The sequence below is a fragment of the Marinobacterium rhizophilum genome (assembly GCF_024397915.1).
GTDB lineage: Bacteria > Pseudomonadota > Gammaproteobacteria > Pseudomonadales > Balneatricaceae > Marinobacterium_A > Marinobacterium_A rhizophilum_A.
This window is the reverse complement of sequence record NZ_CP073347.1, coordinates 1,786,381-1,805,756: the sequence shown is the minus strand read 5'-3', so window position 1 is coordinate 1,805,756 and position 19,376 is coordinate 1,786,381. Positions and strand designations below refer to the sequence as shown.

The 19,376-nt window shown below is 61.7% G+C and carries 16 protein-coding genes and 3 tRNA genes; 6 read left to right on the top strand and 13 right to left on the bottom strand.

From position 1 onward, the window contains the following. Positions 1–2: 2 nt before the first annotated feature. The 10 genes from nirB to KDW95_RS08050 form a co-directional block, all read right to left on the bottom strand. Positions 3–2,555: a nitrite reductase large subunit NirB gene (nirB, locus tag KDW95_RS08095; RefSeq protein ID WP_255855773.1), complete on the bottom strand. Its 2,553-nt coding sequence runs from the start codon at positions 2,553–2,555 to the stop codon at positions 3–5. A 79-nt stretch (positions 2,556–2,634) separates the two neighbouring features. Next, a complete protein-coding gene (locus tag KDW95_RS08090) occupies positions 2,635–3,903 on the bottom strand; it encodes an NAD(P)/FAD-dependent oxidoreductase (protein WP_255855772.1) in 1,269 nt (422 codons plus the stop codon). A gap of 314 nt (positions 3,904–4,217) precedes the next feature. Beyond that, positions 4,218–4,376, bottom strand: a complete 159-nt coding sequence (locus KDW95_RS08085; RefSeq protein ID WP_255855771.1) for a hypothetical protein — start codon at positions 4,374–4,376, stop codon at positions 4,218–4,220. Between the two features lie 236 nt (positions 4,377–4,612). After that, complete coding sequence (locus KDW95_RS08080) at positions 4,613–6,349, bottom strand: bifunctional protein-serine/threonine kinase/phosphatase (RefSeq protein WP_255855770.1); 1,737 nt, start codon at positions 6,347–6,349, stop codon at positions 4,613–4,615. A 130-nt stretch (positions 6,350–6,479) separates the two neighbouring features. Then, the gene (locus KDW95_RS08075; protein ID WP_255855769.1) at positions 6,480–7,949 is read right to left on the bottom strand and encodes a NarK family nitrate/nitrite MFS transporter; all 1,470 of its coding nucleotides are present in this window, start codon (positions 7,947–7,949) and stop codon (positions 6,480–6,482) included. Positions 7,950–8,131: 182 nt separating this feature from the next. Further along, positions 8,132–9,046, bottom strand: coding sequence for an ABC transporter ATP-binding protein (locus tag KDW95_RS08070; protein ID WP_255855768.1), 915 nt, complete (start codon positions 9,044–9,046; stop codon positions 8,132–8,134). 25 nt (positions 9,047–9,071) lie between these two features. Beyond that, positions 9,072–10,085 (bottom strand): ABC transporter permease, encoded by a 1,014-nt coding sequence (locus KDW95_RS08065; RefSeq protein ID WP_255855767.1) that lies wholly within the window; start codon positions 10,083–10,085, stop codon positions 9,072–9,074. 50 nt (positions 10,086–10,135) lie between these two features. Beyond that, the gene (locus KDW95_RS08060) at positions 10,136–11,488 is read right to left on the bottom strand and encodes a CmpA/NrtA family ABC transporter substrate-binding protein (RefSeq protein WP_255856483.1); all 1,353 of its coding nucleotides are present in this window, start codon (positions 11,486–11,488) and stop codon (positions 10,136–10,138) included. Positions 11,489–11,778: 290 nt separating this feature from the next. Beyond that, positions 11,779–12,954, bottom strand: a complete 1,176-nt coding sequence (locus KDW95_RS08055) for a CmpA/NrtA family ABC transporter substrate-binding protein (RefSeq protein WP_255855766.1) — start codon at positions 12,952–12,954, stop codon at positions 11,779–11,781. 64 nt (positions 12,955–13,018) lie between these two features. Beyond that, a complete protein-coding gene (locus KDW95_RS08050) occupies positions 13,019–13,606 on the bottom strand; it encodes an ANTAR domain-containing response regulator (protein ID WP_255855765.1) in 588 nt (195 codons plus the stop codon). 197 nt (positions 13,607–13,803) lie between these two features. Here KDW95_RS08050 and gltX point away from each other — a divergent pair, with 197 nt between their 5' ends. From gltX to KDW95_RS08020, 6 genes are all read left to right on the top strand, one after another. After that, positions 13,804–15,297 (top strand): glutamate--tRNA ligase, encoded by a 1,494-nt coding sequence (gene gltX / locus KDW95_RS08045; RefSeq protein WP_255855764.1) that lies wholly within the window; start codon positions 13,804–13,806, stop codon positions 15,295–15,297. Between the two features lie 670 nt (positions 15,298–15,967). Beyond that, positions 15,968–16,043 (top strand) — tRNA-Ala (locus tag KDW95_RS08040). A 28-nt stretch (positions 16,044–16,071) separates the two neighbouring features. Beyond that, a tRNA-Glu gene (locus KDW95_RS08035) sits at positions 16,072–16,147 on the top strand. Between the two features lie 32 nt (positions 16,148–16,179). Next, positions 16,180–16,255, top strand: a tRNA-Ala gene (locus tag KDW95_RS08030). Between the two features lie 278 nt (positions 16,256–16,533). Next, on the top strand, positions 16,534–16,785 hold the full coding sequence (locus KDW95_RS08025) for a DUF2164 domain-containing protein (RefSeq protein WP_255855763.1): 252 nt from the start codon (positions 16,534–16,536) through the stop codon (positions 16,783–16,785). A gap of 122 nt (positions 16,786–16,907) precedes the next feature. Further along, positions 16,908–17,621, top strand: a complete 714-nt coding sequence (locus KDW95_RS08020; protein WP_255855762.1) for a zinc-dependent peptidase — start codon at positions 16,908–16,910, stop codon at positions 17,619–17,621. A gap of 19 nt (positions 17,622–17,640) precedes the next feature. On the opposite strand, the gene KDW95_RS08015 is transcribed toward KDW95_RS08020, so the two are convergent. The 3 genes from KDW95_RS08015 to purN form a co-directional block, all read right to left on the bottom strand. Continuing rightward, positions 17,641–17,910 (bottom strand): YfcL family protein, encoded by a 270-nt coding sequence (locus tag KDW95_RS08015; protein ID WP_255855761.1) that lies wholly within the window; start codon positions 17,908–17,910, stop codon positions 17,641–17,643. Beyond that, positions 17,907–18,623 carry a DUF3108 domain-containing protein gene (locus tag KDW95_RS08010; protein ID WP_255855760.1) on the bottom strand — a complete coding sequence of 239 codons (717 nt, stop codon included), beginning with the start codon at positions 18,621–18,623 and terminating at the stop codon, positions 17,907–17,909. The genes KDW95_RS08015 and KDW95_RS08010 overlap by 4 nt, the downstream gene beginning before the upstream one ends. Positions 18,624–18,734: 111 nt before the next feature. Next, positions 18,735–19,376, bottom strand: coding sequence for a phosphoribosylglycinamide formyltransferase (purN, locus tag KDW95_RS08005; protein WP_255855759.1), 642 nt, complete (start codon positions 19,374–19,376; stop codon positions 18,735–18,737).

Below are 19,376 nucleotides of genomic sequence, written 5' to 3'. Positions count from 1 at the left end.
CCTCAGCTAACCATCTTGACGGGGACGGCCGGTGTATTGGCGGCTTTTTCCTCTGCCGTGGCGGGGCGAATCTGGTCGCGCTCCATCACGAACACCACATTGCTGTCGCTGGCATCGGCGTTGACGAAGGGGCGGAAACGCTTGAGGGCTTCGGGGTCCTCGATGGTTTTCTTCCACTCGCACTCGTAGGTGCCGATGACCTGCTGCATCTGCTCTTCCAGTTCCGCGCCCAGCCCCAGGGAGTCTTCAATGATGACCTGGCGCAGGTAGTCCAGGCCGCCTTCGAGGTTGTCCATCCACACCGAGGTGCGCTGCAGGCGATCAGCGGTCTTGACGTAGAACATCAGGAAGCGGTCGATGTACTTGATCAGGGTGTCCTTGTCGAGATCGGTGGCGAACAGGTCCGCGTGGCGCGGTTTCATGCCGCCGTTGCCGCACAGATACAGGTTCCAGCCGTTTTCGGTGGCGATGATGCCCACGTCCTTGCTCTGGGCCTCGGCACACTCGCGGGTGCAGCCGGAGACGGCGAACTTGATCTTGTGGGGCGAGCGCAGGCCCTTGTAGCGGTTCTCCACCTCGATGGCCAGGCCGACGCTGTCATCCACACCGTAGCGGCACCAGGTGCTGCCGACGCAGGATTTGACGGTACGCAGTGACTTGCCGTAGGCGTGGCCGGTTTCGAAGCCGGCATCCACCAGGATGCGCCAGATTTCGGGCAGTTCTTCCAGGCGGGCGCCGAACAGGTCGATACGCTGACCGCCGGTCACCTTGGTGTAGAGGTTGAACTGCTTGGCCACCTGGCCCAGAGTGATCAGCTTGTCGGGGGTGATCTCGCCGCCGGCAACACGGGGCACGACGGAATAGGTACCGTCCTTTTGCATGTTGGCCAGGAAGGTATCGTTGGTGTCCTGCAGGCCGACATGGGGTTTTTTCAGGACGAACTCGTTCCAGCACGACGCCAGGATGGAAGCGGCGGTGGGTTTGCAGATTTCGCAGCCCTTGCCGCGGCCGTGCTTGTGCAGCAGTTCGTCGAAGGACTTGATCTGGTCCACGCGCACCAGGTGGTAGAGTTCCTGGCGGGTGTAGTCGAAGTGCTCGCACAGGTTGCGGTTGACTTCCACGCCGCGGCTTTCGAGCTCGTGGTTGACCAGGTTGGTGAGCAGGGCGGAACAGCCGCCACAGCCGGTCGCCGCCTTGGTGCAGGACTTGACGTCGCCCAGGGTAGCGGCGCCGCCGTCGATGGCCTGGCAGACATCGCCCTTGGAGACATCGTGGCAGGAACAGATCTGGGCGGTTTCCGGCAGGGCGGCCACGCCCAGGCCTGCCGGTTTGCCGTCGCCACCGCGCTGGGGCAGGATCAGGCTGTCCGGGAATTCCGGCAGCTCGATGCCGTTGAGGGCGTACTGCAGCAGGGTGCCGTAGTCCTCGGCATCCCCCACCAGGATGGCCCCCAGCAGCTGCTTGCCACTTTCATTGACCACGATCTTCTTGTAGACGCCACAGGCTTCGTCCAGGTAGGTGTAATTGCGCGCACCCGGCGTATGGCCGTGGGCATCGCCGATACTGGCGACATCCACGCCCATCAGCTTGAGCTTGGTGCTCATGTCGGCGCCGAGGAACTGCTTGTCCTCGCCCAGCAGCTTGGCAACGGCGACCTTGGCCATGTTGTAGCCCGGTGCCACCAGGCCGAAGATGCGGCCGTTCCAAAGCGCGCATTCACCGATGGCGAAGATGTTCTTGTCCGAGGTAAGGCAGTCGTTGTCGATAACGATGCCGCCGCGCTCTCCGACGTCCAGACCACAGCTGCGGGCCAGCTCGTCGCGGGGGCGGATGCCGGCGGAGAACAGGATAACGTCGGTTTCCAGTACTTCACCGTCGGCAAATTCCATGCGGTGCACGGCATTGTCGCCGTCGACGATCTGCTGGGTGTTCTTGCCGGTATGTACCTGTACGCCCAGTTCTTCGATCTTGTCGCGCAGCACCTTGCCGCCGGCATCGTCCAGCTGTACCGCCATCAGGCGCGGGGCAAACTCCACCACGTGGGTTTCCAGTCCCAGGTCGCGCAGCGCCTTGGCCGCTTCCAGCCCGAGCAGGCCACCGCCCACGACCACGCCGCTGCGGCCCTTGGCGGCGCTGGCGGTGATGGCTTCGAGGTCTTCGATCGTGCGGTACACCAGGCAGTGTTCGCGGTCATGGCCAGGCACTGGCGGCACGAAGGGGAAGGAGCCGGTGGCCAGGATGACCTGATCGTAGTCCAGGACGTCACCAGTATTGCTGGTGACGGTCTGGTTGTCGCGGTCGATGCTGACGACCTTCTCGTTCAGGCGCACGCTGTAGCCCCACTGCGCATACTGTGCCGGCTGGCCCATGGCGAGGTCTTCGGCGGTCTTGCCGGAGAAGTAGGCGCTCAGCTGGACGCGGTCGTAGGCCAGGCGTGGCTCTTCGCAGAACACGGTGACTTCAAAGCGCTCAGAGGCACCACTTTCGGCGAGGCTGGCGAGAAATTGATGACCGACCATGCCATTGCCGATCAGGACCAGTTTGGTTTTGTTCATGGGGTTACTCCCGTTACGGATTCTGGGGCAGGCAGGAATCGAATACGGCTGGATCGACCTGCAAGTTTGAGTTCGGTGTTCATACGGCTATTTCTTGGGTAATGGCGGTGGCCGTCGTGTCCGGCACGTCCGGGTTGTCGTCAAGGCAGCAGGCGCGGCCAAAGATCAGTTGGGGCAGCAGGTCGCCCAGCGCCTGCTGGCGCTGCATCAGCTCGAAATACCACTGGCCATCCTGTACGTCGCCGTAAAGCACGGCGCCCACCAGGCGATTGTCACGCACGAGCAACTTGCGGTAGCTGCCGCTCTGGCTGTCGCAAAGTGTCAGGCTTTGCAGTTGAGGTGCGTCGAGGTATTCGCCGGCGCTAAACAGGTTGATGCCCGATACCTTGAGCTTGGTGGGTACCGGCGCATCGCGGTAAGGAGTGGCCAGACCCCGGACCAGTCGATCTGCCAGCAGGCGAGCCTGCTCCCAGATTGGTGCGACCAGGCCAAAGGTCCGTCCACGGTGCTCTATGCATTCCCCCAGGGCGCTGATGCGCTCGTCGCTGCTGCGCAGCAGGTCGTCTACCTGCAGGCCGCGGCCGCAGTCCAGGCCTGCGCTGCGCGCCAGTGCACTGTTGGGGGTAATGCCGGTGGCGATGATTGCCAGCTGGGCGTCGAGGCGCCGGCCGCTTTTCAGCTTGGCGCCGGTGAGCTGCTCAAGGCCTTCGAAATGGCTGATTTCATCGCCCAGTACGAACCGAATGCCGCGCTGGGCGAGCTCGGCGCGCAGCAGCTCGCCGGCCTGCGGATCGAGCTGGCGGTTCATCAGCCAGTCGCCGCGGTGAACCAGGGTCACGTTCAGGCCCTTGCTGGCCAGGGCATCGGCGGCTTCGAGGCCGAGCAAACCGCCGCCAATGACCAGTGCGTCCCGGCTTTGAGCGCTACGGTTCAGGATGCGCTCGACATCCTGCTCGGTGCGAAAGTCGAAGATACCGGCGAGGGCCTGGTTGCCGGCCGGGATCTTTGCCGGGCGTGAGCCGGTGGCCAGAATCAGCTGGTCGTAACGGCAGCGCAGGCCGTTCTGGCTGACCACCGTTTGCTGTTCGCGGTCGATGGCGATGATGGCGTCATTGCTGTACAGCCTGATGCCGTGGTTCTTGTACCAGAGGCTGCTTTTCAGCTGGATGGATTTGCGGTCGGTGTTGCCGGCCAGCAGAGGAGACAGCTGGATGCGGTTGTAGGCACCGCCGGGCTCGTCGCCGAACACCGTAACCTGGTAGGCATTGGCGTCACGGCTGTGCAGCTCGTCGAGCAGACGGCTGGTGGCCATGCCGTTACCAATAATGACCAGATGCTGTCGTTCCATTCGTCCCGGGCCCCGTGTAGCTGTTCGCAAAAAGGTACTCAACAAAAAAAAGGCGTTCATCAGCCGTGCGCAATAGCACGGAGATGAACGCCTTTGTTCAGTGGATTCCGCAGAATCCGTCGCTTTGTTAGCTAAATGGTAAGCATGAGGTGTGCCAAGTATTAAAAATCTCTGTATTTCAATGTTCTGGCGGGTGTTCCAGGTCTCGGTCCCAGGGTTTTAATGCACCGAATGGGGTGCATGCACTCTATGGGTGCATGCTTTTGGTGCGAAAGTGCTGTGCCGTGCGATCGGAACAGGCGCCCGGCCTGGCGTCATGCCGATAAAAACAGCTGCAGCAGGTTGATCAGCAGCAGTACGCCGGCGATGAGCTGCCAGCCCAGCAGCGGGTTGCGGGTCATCAGCGGCTGGTCACGCACCCGGGCCTCAAGCTGGCTGTTGGGGGTGGTCAGGTCGTGCAGGAACTCCGGCACTAAAGGGGGCGCTGTAGCGGCCCACTTTGCCCGGCCTGGCGTCATGCCGATAGAAACAGCTGCAGCAGGTTGATCAGCAGCAGCACGCCGGCGATGAGCTGCCATCCCAGCAGCGGGTTGCGGGTCATCAGCGGCTGGTCACGCACCCGGGCCTCAAGCTGGCTGTTGGGTCAGGTCGTGCAGGAACTCCGGCACTAAAGGGGGCGCTGTAGCGGCCCACTTTGCCCGGCCTGGCGTCATGCCGATAGAAACAGCTGCAGCAGGTTGATCAGCAGTAGCACGCCGGCGATGAGCTGCCAGCCCAGCAGCGGATTGCGGGTCATCAGCGGCTGGTCACGCACCCGGGCCTCAAGCTGGCTGTTGGGTGTGGTCAGGTCGTGCAGGAACTCCGAATACGCGTTATAGCGATGAATCGGATTGGGCTGCAGTGCCTTGCGCAGGCAGCCTTCCATCCAGAAGGGCAGATCCTTGCGGTGCTTGAGCGCCGGAATATAGTGCAGCTCGCCATAGTGCTCGATGCGATAGCGCTTGGTGGACGGTTCCGCATACGGCAGCTGGCCGGTGATCATCTCGTAGCAGATCACCGCGAGTGAGAACAGGTCGGCGCGAAAGCTGCCCTGCTGCCCCATCAGGTACTCCGGTGCCACGTAGTTGACCGAACCCTGGGGGATGGACTTGTCCAGCGGCGACCCCATTTCCTCGATGCCGGCGATGCGCACGGTGCCGAAATCCAGAATGCGCACCCGGCCGTCGCCGTCGATCATGATGTTTTCGGGCTTGAGATCCTGGTGCACCATCTCGGCCCGCTGAAAGGCACGCAGCCCCGAGATCAGCTGGCGCATCAGGTCACGTACCTTGTCCAGCGGCGGCTGGGGGTTATCCTGCATCCACTGGCGCAGGTTCTGGCCCTCGATATATTCCCCCAGGTAGTACAGCAGCCGCTTGGGGCGCGGCGGGGCAAAGGTTTTCATCACGTTGGGGTGATCGAGCCTGCGCCCGACCCACTCCTCGCGCATGAAGCCGTCCAGGTAGAGGCTGTCCTCGCTGAAGTTCTCCGACGGCGCCTTGAGCACATAGAGCTGGCCGCTGGCCAGGTCCTTGACGCGGTACATGTGGCTGCGGGTACCGCTGAAAATAACATCCAGCACCTCGTAGTCGTCGATGCGGTTGCCCAGGCTCAGTACCGGCGGGATGGGCAGGGCGCTGAGGCGCTGAAAGTTTTCGTCCGGCGTTTCCAGTGGCAGTTCATCAACCTCGATCAGCAGGGCGGTGAGGTTATCGTCGCTGCCCGCCGCCATGGCCTGCTCGATCAGCAGGGCACTGGCGGCCACCGGGTCGCCGGGGTGGCTGTCCAGCAGCTGGCCGATCTGGCTGCGTGTCAGGTGTTCGTGTACGCCATCGGTGCTGAGCAGGATGCGATCGCCCGGTTCCAGCGTCCGGGTAAGGTAATCGAGCTCCAGGTGCTGATCGGCGCCGAAGGCCCGGGACAGAAAGTTGCGGCCGCGCTCCACATGGACGTGATCGCGGGTCAGTTGCTCCACTTCACCATTGCGGCAGTGCCAGATGCGGCTGTCGCCGACATGAAAGCAGTGCAGCGTATTGGACTTGAAAATCACCGCCGAGAAGGTGCACAGCATGCTGTCGTCGTGGCCCTGGCGGCTGGCGTTCTGTTGATACAGCCAGCTGTTGAGGCTCGAGACCACCCGGGCGGCGGCGTGGCGAGTGCTCCAGCTGTCGGGGGTGCTGAAATAGTCGGTAATAAAGCTGGTGACGGCGGTCTGGCTGGCAATATGGGAGTCGGCACAGCTGCTGACGCCGTCGGCGATGACCGCTGCCGCCCCCTTTAGCAGCAACGCCTGGTCGCCGGGGGCGTGGGCGGCAAAGGCATCCTGATTCTCTGGCTTGATGCCGGCAATCGACTGGCCGCCAAAACGGACTTTAAGCCGGGCGGCGCTGTGGGGCGGGCTCATCATGGTGGCTCCAAAAACCTCATCCAAAACCTGGAAAGGGGGCGACGCCTTGCGGCGGCGCCCCCGGGCTGCTTCCTGCGATCGCCTGGATTAAGGCGATATCGATCGGGTGCCTCCGATCAGAGGCTGCAGATCAGGAAACGTTGATCAGCTCGACGCTGCCATCGGCATTGACTTCAGCCATGTGGCCTTTGGGCTCCTCTAACAGCAGCAGGGCGACAAAACCGAGCACGGCGGTTGCTGCAATGACCATGAAAAACGTCTGGTAGCTGACCATGGACAGTATCGTCAGGTAAAACACCGCACCGACGTTGCCGTAGGCGCCGGTCATGCCCGCCACCTGGCCGGTCAGGCGGCGCTTGATCAGCGGTACCACGGCGAAGACCGCGCCTTCACCCGCCTGGACGAAGAAGGAGCAGGCCATGGCGGCGATCACGGCCAGCGCCAGCGGCCAGCTGCTGTCGATGACCGACATCACCGCATAACCTACGGCCAGGCCTGCGGTCAGCACCAGCAGGGTCGACTTGCGACCGCAGCGGTCGCTGATCAGGCCACCGGCCGGGCGGGACATCAGGTTCATGAAAGCATAGCCCGAGGCGAGCAGGCCGGCATAGACCATGTCCAGCTCGAAGACATCGGCAAAGAACAGCGGCAGCATGGATACGACGGCCAGCTCCGAGCCGAAGGTGGCGAAGTAGAGCACGTTCAGTACTGCAACCTGCTTGAACTTGTAGCGGTGCATTTCCGGCACCGGCTGGGTAAAGATCTCGCGGTTGACGCGAAAGGCGCTGTAGCAGTCATAGATGAAGAAGATGGCCAGACCGATGTAGACACAGAGCGCGGCGGTGCTGCCAAGGATGGAGACGCCATTGGGGGACAGCTTCCAGCACAGCAGGGCCAGGGCGGCATAGAGGGGGATTTTCATGATCAGCAGGAAAACGAAGTCGCCCTTGCTGGTGACTTCCAGGCCGCCGATGCGCTTGGGCTTGAAGTAGGTCGAACCCTTGGGGGTGTCGGAGACATTGAAGTACCAGACAACGCTGAAGATCAGGCACAGCGCTCCGGTAACGCCCACGGCATAGCGCCAGCCGTCCTCACCGCCGAATATCAGCGCCAGGGTCGGCAGCAGCATGGCGGCGGCGGCGGAACCGAAGTTGCCCCAGCCACCGTAGATGCCCTCGGCCGTGCCCAGTTCATTGGCCGGGAACCACTCGCTCACCATGCGGATGCCTACCACGAAGCCTGCACCGATAAAGCCCAGCAGGAAGCGGGCGATGGCGGCCTGGGTAAAGTCCTGCGCCAGAGCAAACATGAAGCAGGGCAGGCTGCAGAAGAACAGCAGCGCGGCGTACACATTGCGCGGGCCGTACTTGTCGGTCAGCATGCCGATCAGTACCCGTGCCGGAATGGTCAGGGCGACGTTGAGAATCAGCAGCGTCTTGATTTCGTCGGAGGTCAGTCCCAGGGAGGTCTTGATCACGCCCAGCAAGGGGGCGAAGTTGAACCAGACGAAGAACGTCAGAAAGAAGGCGATCCAGCTCATGTGCAGGATCTTCATCTTGCCGGTAAAGGCAAACAGGTTGAGCTTGGTGTGATCAGTCATAGGTTTTCATCCATTACTGGGCCAGCAAAGTACAAAAAAATGGCGTTCAACGGCCCCGTTGCCGGGAACGCATGAACGCCATTGTTCAAAATTGGTGCGTTTGCCCGTTTCTGGGCCTTGTTTCGGTGCGAAGAAAGGCGCTGCTGTGCCCTATGTCTGGCCCGCAGCGCCTTTGCCGGGGGTCAGGCGGCAGCGGGCGCTGTCGTTTCTCCTGTTGATGTCCTGGATGAATGCACGTCCTGTGCCAGTAATGCCTCCTGGGTCTTTTCAGCATCGTCTTTGGCGTCGGCGGACCTGTTCTGACTGTCGCTGTCGTCCGGCTTGTGCTGTTTTTCGTACAGGAAGCTCAGTACCTCGTGGCGGTAGTGGTTGTAGCGGGCATCGTCCGCCAGGGCGATGCGGTTGCGGGGGCGCGGAAGATCAATGCTCAGGATTTCGCCCACGGTCGCCGCCGGGCCATTGGTCATCATGACGATGCGGTCCGACAGCAGCACCGCCTCATCGACATCGTGGGTGATCATGATCACGGTGTTGTTGAGCCTTGCCTGTATCTCCATCAGGGAGTCCTGCAGGTGGGCGCGGGTCAGGGCATCCAGCGCGCCGAAGGGCTCATCCATCAGCAGCACCTTGGGCTGCATGGCCAGCGCCCGGGCGATGCCGACGCGCTGTTTCATGCCGCCGGAGATTTCGTCGGGACGCTTGTGCAGGGCGTGGCTCATGTGCACCAGCTCCAGGTTGTGCTCGATCCAGTCCTTCATTTCGGCCTTGGACTTGCGGTTGCGAAACACCTGCTTGACCGCCAGCTCAACGTTCTCGTAGGCGCTGAGCCAGGGCAGCAGGGAGTGGTTCTGAAACACCACCGCCCGCTCGGGGCCGGGTTCGCGCACTTCCTTGCCCTCCAGTACCACGCCGCCCTCGGTGGCCTCGTACAGCCCGGCCACCAGGTTGAGGACGGTGGACTTGCCACAGCCGGAATGGCCGATCAGGGAAACGAACTCGCCCTGGTTGATTTTCAGGTTCACGCCGTCCAGGGCGCGAAAGGGGCCGCGTGGCGTCGCAAAGTCGATTGCCACGCCGGTCAGTTCCAGATGGGTCATGGGGTTGCTCCTTGGTTGGCGGGGGTTAGCGCACGACGGCGTTCTTGTCCCAGGACATGCGGCTCTGCAGCAACAGCATGGCGCGATCGAGCAAAAAGCCGATGACGCCGATCACCAGTACGGCAACCATGATGCGACCGAGGGAATTGGAGCTGCCGTTCTGGAACTCGTCCCAGACAAACTTTCCAAGACCCGGGTTCTGCGCCAGCATTTCGGCGGCGATGAGTACCATCCAGGCGATACCCAGCGATAGGCGCAGGCCCGTAAACATGGCCGGAATCGAGGCCAGAATGGCAATCTTGATGACATGGGTCATGAACGGCAGGCGCAGTACCTTGCTGACGTTTTTCAGATCCTGGCTGATGCTCGATACCCCCACGGCGGTGTTGATCAGGGTGGGCCACAGGCTGCACAGGGAGACCGTGATCAGGGAGGTGATAAAGGACTTGGCGAACATCGGGTCGTCCGAGACGTAGAGGGCGCTGACCACCATGGTCACCAGCGGCAGCCAGGCCAGCGGCGAGACCGGCTTGAACAGCTGGATCAGCGGGTTCAGCGCGGCGTACAGGGCGCCGTTTAGCCCGATCAGGATGCCCAGCGGAATGGCGATCAGGGTGGCGAAGGCAAAGCCCGCCAGTACCGTGACCAGGCTCGTGCCGACCTGGTCAACAAAAGTGGGTTTGCCGGTGTAGTCCCGCAGGCGCACTTCTGCGTCCGGGTTCTTTGCCAGGGTGGCGGCATTGCGTTGCTCCTGGCGTTCCATAAAGGCGGCTTCACGGCTGCGCTCGCGCTTGTGATCGGCGATCAGGCCAAGGGTTTGCTCGTACACCTGGGCCGGGCCCGGGAATTGACCCAGGGAGGTGTCAATGTTGCGCGCGGCGATATGCCAGGCGAACAGGAACACCAGCAGGCCGATCAGCGGCAGTAGCAGGGCGCGGGCGATACGGGACAGGGTATCGGCGCTGGGGGCGCGCAGCGATAGCCGCGCTCGGCCGATATTTAACAGGGCGGGGGTGCTCCGGGTACTTTGCGTGTTCATGGTGCAGGCTCCACGACGGGGCGCAGGCAGGCTGCCTGCGCCGGTTGGCTTCAGATTTTATCGTCGCCCTTGAGGCCGATGCCGAACTTCTTCAGATAGTCGTTGGGGGCGTGGCCGTCGTAGGTGATGCCGTCGATAAAGTGGGTCTGGGGATCGCGGTAGCCGTCTTCGGTATCAAAGTCCGGAAACTCGGAGGCCTCCATCTTGCCTTCTTCAATCAGGGACCTGGCGGCCTGGGCGTAGATATCCGGGCGGTAGACTTTCTTGGCGGTCTCCATGAACCAGCTGTCCGGTTTCGCCTCCTCGATCTGCCCCCAGCGACGCATCTGCGTCAGGTACCAGATGGCATCCGAGTAGTAGGGGTAGGTGGCATGGTGGCGGAAGAAAACGTTGAAGTCCGGTACGTCGCGCTTGTCGCCCTTCTCGTATTCAAAGGTGCCTGTCATGGAGTTGGCGATCACCTCGTAGTCGGCGCCGACGTATTCGGGCCTGGACAGAATTTCAACGGCTTCGGGGCGGTTGCCGTTGTCGTTGGCATCCAGCCACTTGGCGGCCCGGATCATGGCCTTGACGACGCGCAGGTGGGTGTTGGGGTTCTCCTCGGCCCAGGTGCTGGAGACGCCGAACACCTTCTCGGGGTTGTCTTTCCAGATCTCGTAATCGGTGATGATGGGCACGCCGATACCCTTGAACACCGCCTGCTGGTTCCAGGGCTCGCCCACGCAGTAACCGTGGATGGTGCCGGCTTCCAGGGTGGCGGGCATCTGGGGTGGCGGCGTGACCGACAGCAGGGCATCGGCGTTGAGCTGGCCGCTGGTGTCGCCCTTGTGGGGCGCGTAGTAGCCGGGGTGGATGCCGCCGGCGGCGAGCCAGTAGCGCAGTTCGTAGTTATGGGTCGATACCGGGAAGACCATGCCCATGTTGAAGGGTTTGCCTTCGGCCTTGAATTCGTCAATCACCGGCTTCAGGTAGTCGGCCTTGATGGGGTGCACCGGTCTGCCGTCGGCATCCTTGGGGATGTTCGGCTTCATGCGCTCCCAGATATCGTTGGAGACCGTAATGCCGTTACCGTTAAGGTCCATGCTGAAGGCGGTAATGATATGGGCCTGGGTGCCATAGCCGATGGTTGCGCCCAGCGGCTGGCCGGCCAGCATGTGGGCACCGTCGAGCTGACCGTCGATCACGCGGTCGAGCAGGACTTTCCAGTTGGCCTGGGCTTCGACCTGGACGAACAGGCCTTCGTCTTCGAAGTAGCCTTTTTCATAGGCGATGGCCAGCGGGGCCATGTCGGTCAGCTTGATAAAGCCGAATTTAAGGTCTTCCTTTTCCGGCGGGCCGATTTCGGCCTGGGCCAGCCCAAGGGTCAGGAAGGATGACAGCGACAGGGTGCCGGCGGCGATCATGGCCTGTTTGAGCAGGGTTCGGCGGGTAAGGGTGGCGCGCTGGGGGCTGTTGATTGTCATGGTCTTGCTCCTTGAATTGCAAACAAAAAGGCGCCTGCAACGGGGCGAAATAATCGTCCCGCTACAGGCGCCTTTGCCTGAAACTGCGTATTAACAATGCTGTTCAGGGTGTAGCATAAGCCGTGCCACAATTATAAGTTGTTGATTTTTTTAAATTAAATAAAATAACCTGCGGTTTGTCAGTGGTATTGTGCACTGCGACATGCCGGCGCTGCAGCCGTACTGCACTGTTATTGCTCAGTGGCCGTGCCCCGGATGCCCGGACTGAACCGTCGGTCCCTGGGCAGGCGCAGCGGGCCCTGGTGGCCGGCCACTTCCCAGGGGCTGTCGTGCATGCCCTCGGGCTTGCTGTCGTCCAGCGGGAGGTTGAGCTTCAGGGCGGTACAGGCCCGACGAAAGTGGGTGCTGTCGTAGGTCGAGCGCGCCAGCAGGTCCAGTGCCGCGTCGCTGCGGGAGGCGGGCAGGTCCTGCTGTATCTGCTCAAGGAGCCAGCGGGCCTGGGATTGCCAGGGAAAGTTGGCGGCGCTGCCAAAAAACTGGTGGCGGCCGATACCGGGGTCCGGAGTGATCAGGTCGCAGCCCAGGTAATGCGGCCGGCTCAGTATTTCGAGCATGGGGCCGCGATTGCCGGGTTCATCCAGCCAGGCACAGGCCCGCAGCAATGCCATGATCAGCAGTTGCAGGCAGTTCGGGTGCTGGCTGACCCAGTGGGCGGTGGTGCCCAGTACCTTGTCCGGCGCGTTGTTCCAGATCTGGTGTCCGCTGATCAGCACCTGTCCGACCTTTTGCTGCTGGGCAATGCTGTTCCAGGGCTCGCCGGCACAGAAAGCATCAATCAGGCCGCGCTTGAGGGCGTCGACCATCTGCGGCGGCGGTACCACAACCTGGCGAATGCGCTGCAGGTCGATGCCGCAGGCATTGAGCCAGTAACGCAGCAAAAAGCTGTGCATGGAATGGGTGTATACGGTGGCGAAGGTGGGGCGTTCCTGCGGGTTTTCGCGCAGATACCAGGCCAGGGCGGCGCCCGCCGCGGCGGGGTCGGTCGCGAAGCCGGGCGCCTGTTGCAGCGCTTCATGCAGCGCACTGCTGAGGGTAATGGCGTTGCCGTTGAGCCCCAGGCCCATGGTGCACACCAGCGGATTGTGGCCGTAGCCCAGTCCGAGCGCCGCGGCCAGGGGGATGCCCGCGGGCATCTGGGCGGCGTCAAGCAGGCCCAGCTCGACCTTGTCGCGGATGCTGGCCCAGGAGGCTTCCTTGCTCAGGCTGACGTCCAGGCCGCAGTCGCGGAAGTATCCCAGTTCCAGTGCCACGATCAGCGGGCAGGCGTCGATCAGGGGCACGAAGCCCAGTGTCAGGTGGGGTTTCTCAGGCGCCGCGAGGCGGCTGGGAAGTGTCAGGTCGGACATATCGGGTATCCATGTTGAGTCGGATTCAAACCGGGCGCCACGCGCTGCGGGCGTCGAATTCAGATCAGATGATTTCCATGACGGCAATGATGTTGCGGGCGATTTCGGCCAGTGGTTTTTGCTGATCCATCGCCATGCGGCGCATGGCCTTGAAAGCCTCGTCTTCCGGGCATTTGTGACGCTTCATCACCAGCCCCTTGGCCTTCTCGATCAGTTTGCGGTCGGCCAGTTCCGAGCGGGCCTCGACCAGTTCACGGCGCAGCGCCTGGAACTCGCGAAAGCGCGCTGCAGCCACATCCAGAATCGAGCTGATGCGGCCAAACTCGAGGCCGTCCACCACATAGGCGCTCACGCCGGAGCGGATGGCCTGGGATATGGTGTCGCTGTCGCCCTGTTCGGCAAACATGACCACCGGGCGCGGTGAGCGGTCGTTCAGCAGCGCCATGTTCTCCAGCACATCCCGGTTGGGGGAATCCAGATCGATAATGATCATGTCCGGGTGCAGTTCTTCCACCCGTTCTGCCAGTAGATCGGTATTGTCCAGCCGTGCCAGCACCTCGTATCCCTGATCGCGCAGCGACTGCTCAAGCAGCGCAGCACGGCCACGGTCCTCATCAATCACCAGTACTTTTATCGATGGAGGGCTTTTCATTCTAACGGGGGCTCCTGGGTGCATTCGGTCAGGTAATCGAAATCCTGTGGCCGAAAAGTATGCATTAAATATGCCGTTTTTGTCGGGATGTTTCGAAGCCGTGGCCGATGTAGCCGGGGACTTGGCTGTCCCAAGTCCGGGCGCGGCGTTATAATGCGCGTCATTTCGCTAACTCGATTATAGCTTTCAGGATAACGATGACTGTACGTACCCGCGTAGCTCCGTCCCCGACCGGTGATCCCCATGTCGGCACCGCCTATATAGCCCTGTTCAACCTGGCCTTCGCGCGTCAGCATGGCGGCCAGTTTATTCTGCGTATCGAGGATACGGACCAGGCGCGCAGCACGCCCGAGTCCGAGCAGATGATTCTGGACTCCCTGCGCTGGCTGGGACTGGACTGGGATGAGGGTCCCGATGTTGGTGGGCCCCACGGTCCGTACCGTCAGAGCGAGCGGGGCGATATCTACAAGAATTTTGCGCTGGAGCTGGTGGAGAAGGGCAAGGCCTTTCTGTGCTACCGCACCCCGGAAGAGCTGGATGCGCTGCGCGAAGCCCGTCGGGCGGCCGGTGGTCATACGGCGCTGAAACAGAGTGATCTGGCGCTGCCTGCGGCCGAAGTGGAGCAGCGCGCGGCTCAGGGGCTGCCCTACGTGATTCGCATGGTTGTGCCCGAAGGCGAGGGTGTCTGCCAGGTCGACGACTTGCTGCGCGGTACCATCGAGCTGGACTGGGGCATGGTGGATGCCCAGATCCTGCTCAAGTCCGATGGCATGCCGACCTATCACCTTGCCAACGTGGTGGACGATCACCTGATGGAGATCACCCACGTGATTCGCGGCGAAGAGTGGATCAACTCGGCGCCCAAGCACAAGCTATTGTACGAATACTTCGGCTGGGACATGCCGGTGCTCTGCCACATGCCGCTGCTGCGCAACCCCGACAAGTCCAAGCTGTCCAAGCGCAAGAACCCGACCAGTATCCTGTACTACCAGCGCATGGGCTTCCTGCCGGAGGCGCTGCTCAATTACCTGGGTCGCATGGGCTGGTCGATGCCGGACGAACAGGAAAAGTTCTCGCGCGCCGAGATGTTTGCCAACTTTGATATTCAGCGCGTGTCCCTGGGTGGCCCGGTATTCGACCAGGAAAAACTCAGCTGGCTCAATGGCCTCTGGTTGCGTGAAGACCTGAGCCCGGAGCAGTTTGCGGCCCGTTTCCAGGAGTGGGCGCTGAACCCGCAGTACCTGATGCAGATTCTGCCGCTGATTCAGCAGCGCGTCGAAAAGCTGTCGGATGTGGCTCCGCTGGCCGGTTTCTTCCTGTCCGGCATGATTGAGCTGGATGAGTCCAGGTTTGCCCACAAGTCGCTGCAGCTGGAGGACGTCCGCAAGATCCTGCAGTTTGCGTCCTGGCAGATCGACAACGAATCCGTCTGGACCAAGGATCAGCTGTTTGCAGAGCTCAAGGCGCTGGCCGATGGCATGGGTTACAAGATCCGTGATTTCCTGTTCCCGCTCTTTGTTGCCATTGCCGGCACCAGCCAGACCGTATCGGTGATGGATGCCATGGCAATCCTGGGTCCTGACATGAGTCGTGCCCGTGTGCGCCATGCGCTCAATACCATCGGTGGCCCATCGAAGAAGGAAGGCAAGCGCTGGGAGAAGGAGTTTGCCGCGCTGAAAGCCGGCGCCTGAGCCGTGGGCTGGAGCCGGGCTAGATGCCGGGCTAGATGCCGGGCTAGATGCCGGACTGGGGCCGGGCTTGAGTGCCTGCTTTGGGGCGAGCCCGTGTCTGGGGCCACTCCTTAACCATGCCGCCGTGCCTGTGTACGCCATGCGCTCAATACCATCGGTGGCCCATCGAAGAAGGAAGGCAAACGCTGGGAGAAGGAGTTTGCCGCGCTGAAAGCCGGCGCCTGAGCCGTGGGCTGGAGCCGGGCTAGATGCCGGGCTAGATGCCGGACTGGGGCCGGGCTTGAGTGCCTGCTTTGGGGCGAGCCCGTGTCTGGGGTCGCTCCTTAACCATGCCGCCGTGCCTGTGTACGTCATGCGCTCAACACCATCGGTGGTCCATCGAAGAAGGAAGGCAAGCGCTGGGAGAAGGAGTTTGCCGCGCTGAAAGCCGGGGGCGGTCAGTAAGAGCGAGTGCCTGATCTGGATTTGCCGGGAACCTGAGTCCCGGCTGTTCAAAACCCCGCTACGGCGGGGTTTTTGCTTTCTGTTTCGAAACGTCGGTGCGTGTGTGTCGGTATCTTCTGAGTGTTCTTTAACCAATTGAATATTAAAGGACTTTCTTTCGTTTTTTGTAGAAAAGCTGCTTGACAGTAGGAGGGTCTGACTTTACTATACCGCTCGTCTTCTGAAGGGGGCCTTAGCTCAGCTGGGAGAGCGCGACGCTGGCAGCGTCGAGGTCGGGGGTTCGATCCCCCCAGGCTCCACCACTTCAAAAGTCAATTGGAAGTCCTATGCGTCCCATTCGTCTAGTGGCCTAGGACACCGCCCTTTCACGGCGGTAACAGGGGTTCGAACCCCCTATGGGACGCCACTTTCAAAGCCTTTTTTTTCGGGTTGTTATTTGGGGCCTTAGCTCAGCTGGGAGAGCGCGACGCTGGCAGCGTCGAGGTCGGGGGTTCGATCCCCCCAGGCTCCACCAATTTCTGCCCGTGCCATCTTGTTGTTCCTGTTGTTCCTGTTGTTCCTGTTGTTCCTCTCCTTGTTTTTGTTCTGCTTTTCCGTTGCTGTTGCATATTTTCGATTTTCGTCGTCGTTTCGTCTTTTTGCTGGTTCCGTGTGCCTGGCGTTTTTCGCTGTGGCGGATTCTGGCTGGGTCCGATAGTCGATATGATAAGGCTTCTGATCGGCAGGTTTGTGCCTGTTGTTGTGGCTTGAGTGTCGCAGTGTTGTTGAGCTGGCTGGCAAGGGAGGTTTCTGGTGGCGGTTATTGAGTTTTCCAAAGACGAAAAGGCGGCTCTAGTGCTGCAGGTTCAGCGTTATTTTCGCGACGAGCTTGATCAGGACCTGGGGCAGTTCGATGCCGAGTTTTTGCTGGATTTTTTCTCTGAAAAGATGGGTGTCTATTACTACAACCGCGGCCTGCTGGATGCGCAGGCGGTGCTCAGTGGCAGGCTGGACGACATGCTTGAGGCCATCAGCGAGATCGAAAAGCCGATCCCCTGTATATGAGGGCGGCAGCGGGTCGTGCCGGGGCGGGTCTGGTGTGCTTGGGAATGTTCTTGTAACAGGCGGGTGGCGCTATGTGGAGTTTCAGGGCCTGGCGGCGCAGGTGTCTTCTGGCGAGGGCGGAGTTGCCGCAGTCGCAGTGGCGGGAGCAGGTTGGATCGCTGGCGCTGCTGCGGGGCTTGAGTGCGGACGAGCTGGCGCGCCTGCAGCGGCTGGTGTGGTTGTTTCTGGCTGAGAAGGCGGTGGTGGGTGTTCAGGGTCTGGAGTTGAGCGATGGTATGCGTTTGCGCATTGCGGCCCAGGCGTGCCTGCCCGTGCTGGAGCTGGGGCTGGGGTCCTACCGTAACCTGGAGGTGGTGCTGGTGTACCCGGGGGAGTTTGTCGCGCGGCACGAGTACGAGGATGAGGCGGGTGTGGTGCACCAGGAGGCGGTGGGGCTCAGCGGGGAGGCTTGGGTGCAGGGGCCCGTGATCCTGTCTTGGGAGGATGTGGCGGGCGAGCCGCAGGCGGGGATTAATCTGGTGATCCATGAATTCGCCCACAAGCTGGACATGCTGAGCGGTGCGGCCAATGGCTTGCCGCCGTTGCATGCGGATATGTCCGTGGCGCAGTGGGGGGCGGATTTCTCGGCGGCGTACAGCGACATGGCGCGAAGAGTGGAGTTGGGGGAGGCGACGGTGCTGGATGCTTATGCCGTTGAGGATCCGGCGGAGTTTTTCGCGGTGATGACTGAGGCGTTCTTCGCGGCGCCCGGGCTGTTGCTGCGCAGCTACCCCGGCGTCTATGGGCAGCTGCGGCATTTCTATCGGCAGGATCCGGCGTTGCGGCAGGGGTGCTGAGGGTTTGTCTTCGCTGGGCTCAGGCCTGGGCGGTATCGATGGCTTCGTGCCAGAGGGCGGCGATGCCGGCCTTGTCGGCGTCGCTGAGGCGATCAACGGCGAAGGCGCTTTCCAGGCTCAGGTTGACGCAGTCCTTCAGTGCTGCGCAGTTGTCTGGTTCCGTGCTGGCGGCCAGGCTCAGGTGGCCCAGCAGGTAGCTGCAATAGAACAGCCGGTCGTTGTCATCGGTGTTCTGTTCCTGGCTTAGCAGGTAGCTGTGGAGGCTGTCGCTGTAATCATTGGGGTTCATGGGGTTTCTACCTTCTTGAGTAGCAGTTGTGCTTCCTTACCATCGCTTTCGATCTGGTAAAGCTTGACGATCATGTAGTCCAGTTCGGGGGCAAACCAGATGTAGGTTTCCCGTTTGGCGTCTTCGCCGCGGTCCCGCTGTACCTTGATGGCGTTAAAGGTGCCGGCGGGAGTTTCGACGGGCTCGCTGCCCAGTACTTCAAAATCGTACTGTTTGAGGCTGCCGCCGTCGGCGACCGGGTAGCTGAGCTTGGTCTTGCCATGGGGTAGGTCCAGGCGGATCTGCATCTGGTAGCCGAGTTTGTCGAGGGTGCCGGCGGGGATATTCATCTGCCAGGGCTTGTTGTCGACATCGTTGGTAACCCGGGTGTTGGGCCAGTCGAAATTCAGGATGGCGTCGCGACGTTTGCCAAATACCTTGTGGTGATACTGGTACTGCTGCGGAATCACCTGCAGATCATCAAGGGTGAAGCGGCTGCTTTCCTCGATGCCTGCTATGGCGGCCTGTGCGGTGCTGGTGAGGACCCAGTGGCCGTCCGCTTGCTGGCGCAGTTCGCGTACAGCGTCCAGTGACAGCTCGATGCCGACATCGAGGCGGGATTCGTACAGTGCGCGAAAGGGCTTGAGTTCGGTGGGGGTGCTTAGTGCCTGGGTGTGAATACTGCTGCCCAGTAGCAGGGTGCAGCACAGGATCTGTTTTATCCGGCGGTACATCTTGGAAGCTCCGTATGGTGGCGCGGTGCTGTGGCTGTTGACCCGGGAATCATCTTGTTCGCAGGGCGCCCGACCGGGGTCGGGCGCCGGGTGGTCGCTTGTTCCCTGAATTTATACGCGCTGTCCGCTTGCCGGTAACTGAATGCCGTCCAGTGTTACGCCGGTGGTCGTGAGGCTCAGGCGACCGGCGCAGAACCATTCAACCGCTAGCGGGTATATGTGGTGCTCGCACTTGAGTACCTGTTGCTGCAGCTGGTCGGCGCTGGTGCCTGCTTCGACAGGTACGGATGCCTGCAGGATCAGCGGGCCGCCATCGAGCTCCGGTGTTACAAAGTGTACGGTGCAGCCATGTTCGCTGTCGCCGGCGTCGATTGCGCGCTGGTGGGTGTGCAGGCCCTTGTACTTGGGTAGCAGGGAGGGGTGGATATTGAGCATCCGTCCCAGGTAGTGGCGCACGAAGCCGGCGGTGAGAATACGCATGAAACCCGCCAGGATGATCAGGTCGGGTGCCTGGCGATCGATGAGTTGCTGCAGTGCGTCGTCGAAGGCTTCGCGGGAGTCGAAGCCCTTGTGGTCGAGCAGCAGGGCTGCGATGCCGGCATCCTGCGCGCGCTCCAGGCCCTTTACGTCGGGCTTGTTGCTGATCACGGCGACGATCCGGCCCTGGATGCGACCCGACTGGGTCGCATCAATCAGAGCCTGCAGATTACTGCCGCTGCCCGAAAGCAGCACTACAATCCGCTTCTGTGTCAC

Bases quoted from the DNA above. Each gene is read 5' to 3' on its own strand.
- nirB (WP_255855773.1), bottom strand. From the start codon at position 2,555: ATGAACAAAACCAAACTGGTCCTGATCGGCAATGGCATGGTCGGTCAT.
- KDW95_RS08090 (WP_255855772.1), bottom strand. From the start codon at position 3,903: ATGGAACGACAGCATCTGGTCATTATTGGTAACGGCATGGCCACCAGC.
- KDW95_RS08080 (WP_255855770.1), bottom strand. From the start codon at position 6,349: ATGATGAGCCCGCCCCACAGCGCCGCCCGGCTTAAAGTCCGTTTTGGC.
- KDW95_RS08075 (WP_255855769.1), bottom strand. From the start codon at position 7,949: ATGACTGATCACACCAAGCTCAACCTGTTTGCCTTTACCGGCAAGATG.
- KDW95_RS08070 (WP_255855768.1), bottom strand. From the start codon at position 9,046: ATGACCCATCTGGAACTGACCGGCGTGGCAATCGACTTTGCGACGCCA.
- KDW95_RS08065 (WP_255855767.1), bottom strand. From the start codon at position 10,085: ATGAACACGCAAAGTACCCGGAGCACCCCCGCCCTGTTAAATATCGGC.
- KDW95_RS08060 (WP_255856483.1), bottom strand. From the start codon at position 11,488: ATGATCGCCGCCGGCACCCTGTCGCTGTCATCCTTCCTGACCCTTGGG.
- KDW95_RS08055 (WP_255855766.1), bottom strand. From the start codon at position 12,954: ATGTCCGACCTGACACTTCCCAGCCGCCTCGCGGCGCCTGAGAAACCC.
- KDW95_RS08050 (WP_255855765.1), bottom strand. From the start codon at position 13,606: ATGAAAAGCCCTCCATCGATAAAAGTACTGGTGATTGATGAGGACCGT.
- gltX (WP_255855764.1), top strand. From the start codon at position 13,804: ATGACTGTACGTACCCGCGTAGCTCCGTCCCCGACCGGTGATCCCCAT.
- KDW95_RS08015 (WP_255855761.1), bottom strand. From the start codon at position 17,910: ATGAACCCCAATGATTACAGCGACAGCCTCCACAGCTACCTGCTAAGC.
- KDW95_RS08010 (WP_255855760.1), bottom strand. From the start codon at position 18,623: ATGTACCGCCGGATAAAACAGATCCTGTGCTGCACCCTGCTACTGGGC.